The organism is Actinomadura montaniterrae (assembly GCF_008923365.1).
In the GTDB taxonomy this organism is placed as follows: Bacteria; Actinomycetota; Actinomycetes; order Streptosporangiales; family Streptosporangiaceae; genus Spirillospora; species Spirillospora montaniterrae.
This window is the reverse complement of record NZ_WBMR01000405.1, coordinates 1-4,215: the sequence shown is the minus strand read 5'-3', so window position 1 is coordinate 4,215 and position 4,215 is coordinate 1. Positions and strand designations below refer to the sequence as shown.

Sequence of the window (4,215 nt, the reverse complement as noted above, 5' to 3'; positions counted from 1 at the left end):
GGCCTGCGGGTGGAAGGGCCGGCCGGGCGCGCGCGATCCGGTGTCTCGGAAGGTGCGCCGGCGATACCGGAGCGGTGCCGGGGGGCCGGGGTGTACCAGGCTCGGCGGGGTCAGCCGCGGTGGCGGCCGCCGCCCTCGCCGCGTCCGCCGCCCTCGCCGTGCTCGGCTTGCGTGCCGTCGTCGCGGGTGACCTCGACGCGCTCCCTGCGCAGCTCGCCGCGGACGGTCTGCTCGTCCTGGACCTGCTCGGTGCGGATCCGGACGCGCTCCACCGGGACGGTCTCCTTGGCCACCACCGGGCGCTCCTCGTAGAGGATGATCTCCTGGTCGTCCTCGGTGATGGTGACCTGGACGCCGGGCCGCCCGTCCGTGATCGGCTCCCGGTCGATCTTGATCTCCTCGTGGGTGACCGGGACGGTCCGCTCGACCATCTCCGTCTCCACCCACTTGCGCACGTGTACGCGGCCGGACTCGTGGCGCTCGGTCTCGATGCGCAGCCGCTCCTCGGACCGGGTGATCTCGGTCATCGGGGCGCCGGGCTGCGCGGGCAGCGGCTCGCCGCGCTTGTCGCGCTCGGGGTGGACGGCCATCCCGGCGGCGCCCGCGGTCCCGGCGGTCCCGGTGCCGCCGGCGGTTCCGGACGTTCCGGCCATGCCGGACGGCGCCCTGCCCTGCGCGCCGGTCGTGCCCTGGTCGGACGCGGCCCGTTCCCCGGCCATGCCCTTGCCACCGGCCGTGCCCTTCTCACCGGCCATGCCCTTGTCGCCGGCCATGCCCTTGTCGCCGGCCATCCGCTGGTCGCCGGACGTCCCCATGCCGGTGCCGCGGCCCTTGTCGCCCTCGGCGGCCTCCTCGGCCGTGCCCTCGCCGCCCTCGGTGCGGCGGCCGCTCGGCGGGCGCACGCCGTAGTGCCGGTACAGGTCGACGATCTGGGCGTGCGAGAGGTGCTCGTCGGCGTCCACGTTGGGCGCGCCCTTGATCGTCTCCTTGTCGTAGGGGACCTGGAGCATGTCCTGCGCCTTGCGGGCGCCGGACAGCGGGACGAAGCTCTCCCGCATCCCGAACCATCCGGTGTGCACCGTCACCCATTCCGGCGCGCCGGAGTCGTCGTTGAGGTAGACCTGCTTGACGGTGCCGACCTTGGCGCCGTGGGTGTCGGTCACGCTCATGCCCATGAGTTCCCGCACCTGTGTCTGCGTCTGCACCTTGAACACCCCCGAGTTGCCTGATTACCTCCTGATTTTTCCGGACCGGGCACCCGTAAACGCGTTTACCGAACTATGGACGGCGATTTGCCGGGCACTGACCGGACGACCCCCGCCCGCCCGGCCGCCATTTTCCGGAAGATGCGCAGATGGCCGCCTATTTGGCAATGGCGATATTCGCAACGTGGTGATCATTTTAGGCTGCACCGGTTTGCCTTTTCCGGCGCCGCGAAAGACTGACGGCTGGAGCGCGAAGGGCTGTACCGACACAGCCGCACCGACACATCGGAGAAATGGCATGGACGACGTCTCGCCCGCCGGACGCGGGCGGCGCACCGGAGCCTGGTGCGCCGCCGCCGCAACGGCCCTGTCCTGCACGGTCACCGGTGGCGCGATCACCGCGGGGGCCGCCGCCGCGCGGGCCGGCGAGGCGCCCGCGCGCCCGCCGGGCTGGTGCAGGCCGGACGGGGCGCTCACCGCGCGCGCGATGCCGCAGAAGATCAGGCTCTCCGAGTGCGACCTGCGCGGCCGGGTGGTGCGCGGCGAGAACGGGCTGGCCGCGACGGTCCCGTCCGACGGCACCTCGGTGACCGCGCACTCGCTGCGCACCGACGGCGCGTCCGAGCTGCGCGTCGAGGTGGACGAGGCGAAGGGCGAGATCACCCTCACCAGCACCGGGACGCGGGTGCCGCAGGGCCGGCCGCGCGAGTTCCGCGCGCCGATGGACGCCTGCCAGGACGACGCCTACCAGCAGGAACCGAGCAGGTGGCCGAAGGGCTCCACGATCGAGTGGCACTACTACCCGGGGACGGCGGGGCTGCCGATGTCGGGCGTGTCCACCGGGGTCTCCAACATGTTCAACGCCAGGACCGACTGCAACGCGGCGCACGCGTTCGCGCCGCCGCCGGACGTCTCGGAGAAGTACGCGGGCCAGACGACGACGTCGCCGAACCTGACCGCGGGCGGCGTCTGCGGCGACCGCGACGGGACGAACGTGTCCGGCTGGGAGTCGATGCCGGGCGCGGAGGCGAACGTCCTCGCGGCGACCTGCACGTGGTTCCGGGGCGCGACGACGATCGAGAGCGACACCGCGCTGCAGACGCAGGGGAAGAAGTGGTGGCCGGGCCCGCAGGACGGCTCGTCCTGCCCGGCGGGCAGCTACGACGCCGCGGCCGTCACGACGCACGAGACGGGCCACATGCTCGGCCTCGGGCACGTCGAGGGGTCGCAGCACTCCGGGCTGACGATGGCGCCGACCGTCGCGGCCTGCGACGACGACCCGGCCACCCTCGGGAGGGGCGACTACGCCGGGCTGATCGCGCTGTACGGGGCCCGCTCGTCGTCCGCCTGACCGGAATCCGCCGCCGGGTTCATTTCCTCATCTTCCCGACGACGACGATGCGGTGCCGGTCCGAGCCCTTCGGGGTGCAGCTGATGAGCGTGACGTAGGCGCCGTCCGGGGCTTTTCCGGGCTTGAACGGCACGGGTTCGAGGGCGCGCCGGTCGGTCGGCTTGATGATGTGCCTGCCGCGCACCCGGTAGACGTAGGTCTTGTGGTGCGCCTTCAGGACGATCCGGTCGCCGCGCCGCAGCTGGTCCAGCCGGCCGAACGGGTGCAGCCAGGTGGTGCGGTGCCCCAGCAGGACGGCGTTGCCAGTAGCCCCCGGCAGGGCCGTCCGCGGGTAGTGGCCGACGCCCTTGCTGAGCATGCGCTCGGAGACGCCCTCGCGCACCTTGATCTTCAGGTGGATCCGCTTGATCGTGATGGTGGCGATCACCTTCCCGATCCGCGGCCGGGCGGCGCGCCGGCCCGAGTACCGGCCCGCGGGCATGGCGGTGTGGCGGGCGGTCTGCCCGGACTCCCCCGCCGAGGTCCCGGACGGCGCGGCGTGCGCCGCCGGAATCCCTGCGGCCACCACGCACCCGGCGGCCGCCATGCACCCGGCGGCCATCAGGCACCCGGCGGCGAGGAGCGCCGCTGCGGGCCGCGTTCGGGCGGGCGGGCGACGTAACGCCGTCCCGCCCCGGGCCCGGCCGTCCCGCCTTCCGTCGTTCGCTGTCCCTTCGTTCACTGCCTTCGCCTCCTGCATCCGTCCGTCTCCCAGCGATCAGAGGCCGGGCGGCGCGGCCCGCACGGGAGGGCCGCGCCGCCCGGACGCGGGGAGGGGGCGGCACGTCTGCCGCCCCCTCGCCATCGGCTCGGCCGACCGCGCGGATCGTCATCCGGGCCGGCCGTGACTCACTTCGTCAGCGGGGTGCCGAGCTTGACCGGCGCCTCGTTGCCCTGCGGCAGCTGCGTGCCGACCTGGCCGGGCGTCACGTTCGCGACCGGCCTGGCGATCCGGGTGACCTTGCCCAGCAGCTCCTGCACGGCGGGCATGCCGTCGGCGCTGCGGTAGTCCGGGCCCATCGCGATGCGCTCGCTCGTCCCGCGCAGGGTCGACGGCAGCTTGTGGTGCCCGGCCGCCGGACGGTGCTTGGCCGGCTTGTAGGGCTTGTGGTGCGGCTTCTTGTGGTGCGGCTTCTTCGGGAAGTGCTTGATCGGCGGCCGCTTGTGGTGCTTGCCGCCGGTCGTGACGGACGCCCCGCCCTTGCAGCCCGCCTGCGCGATGCCGAGGATCGCGCCGATCGCGTTGCCGCAGACGTTCACGGGCGCGGAGATCGGCGCGTACACCTGGTTGCCGCCGAGGATGGACAGGTTCCCGGACGTCTTCATGTCCGGGCGGTCGTCGCCCTTGCGCTCGACGGAGGCGCCGCCCTTGCAGCCGGCCTGGGTGATCCCCGCGATGAGGGAGATCGCGTTGCCGCACACGTTCACCGGCACGGAGATCGGCGCGTACACCTGGTTGCCGCCCAGGATGGACAGGTTCCCGGACGTCTGCATGCCGTGCCCGTGCCCGTGGCCGCCGCCCCAGCCGCCGTCCCAGCCGCCCATGCGGCCGTTGCCCGCGGCGGCGGGTGCCTGCGCGGGAGCGTCCGCGGGAGCCTGCGCGGGGACGTCCGGGGGCGT

At 73.5% G+C, this 4,215-nt stretch carries 4 protein-coding genes; 1 reads left to right on the top strand and 3 read right to left on the bottom strand.

Features of this window, described 5'->3' with window-relative positions; translation table 11 throughout:
* Positions 1–110: 110 nt before the first annotated feature.
* Complete coding sequence (locus F9B16_RS49515) at positions 111–1,205, bottom strand: DUF2382 domain-containing protein (protein WP_225992668.1); 1,095 nt, start codon at positions 1,203–1,205, stop codon at positions 111–113.
* 298 nt (positions 1,206–1,503) lie between these two features.
* Between F9B16_RS49515 and F9B16_RS49510 the strand changes: the two genes are divergently transcribed.
* On the top strand, positions 1,504–2,556 hold the full coding sequence (locus F9B16_RS49510; RefSeq protein WP_151547203.1) for a matrixin family metalloprotease: 1,053 nt from the start codon (positions 1,504–1,506) through the stop codon (positions 2,554–2,556).
* A gap of 19 nt (positions 2,557–2,575) precedes the next feature.
* Here F9B16_RS49510 and F9B16_RS49505 read toward each other — a convergent pair whose 3' ends face one another.
* Complete coding sequence (locus tag F9B16_RS49505) at positions 2,576–3,121, bottom strand: class E sortase (RefSeq protein WP_192809398.1); 546 nt, start codon at positions 3,119–3,121, stop codon at positions 2,576–2,578.
* Positions 3,122–3,444: 323 nt separating this feature from the next.
* A partial coding sequence (locus F9B16_RS49500; protein WP_151547201.1) for a chaplin family protein occupies positions 3,445–4,215 on the bottom strand: 771 nt, incomplete at its 5' end.

Coding starts and splice junctions, on each gene's coding strand:
- F9B16_RS49510 (WP_151547203.1), top strand. CDS start 1,504: ATGGACGACGTCTCGCCCGCCGGACGCGGGCGGCGCACCGGAGCCTGG.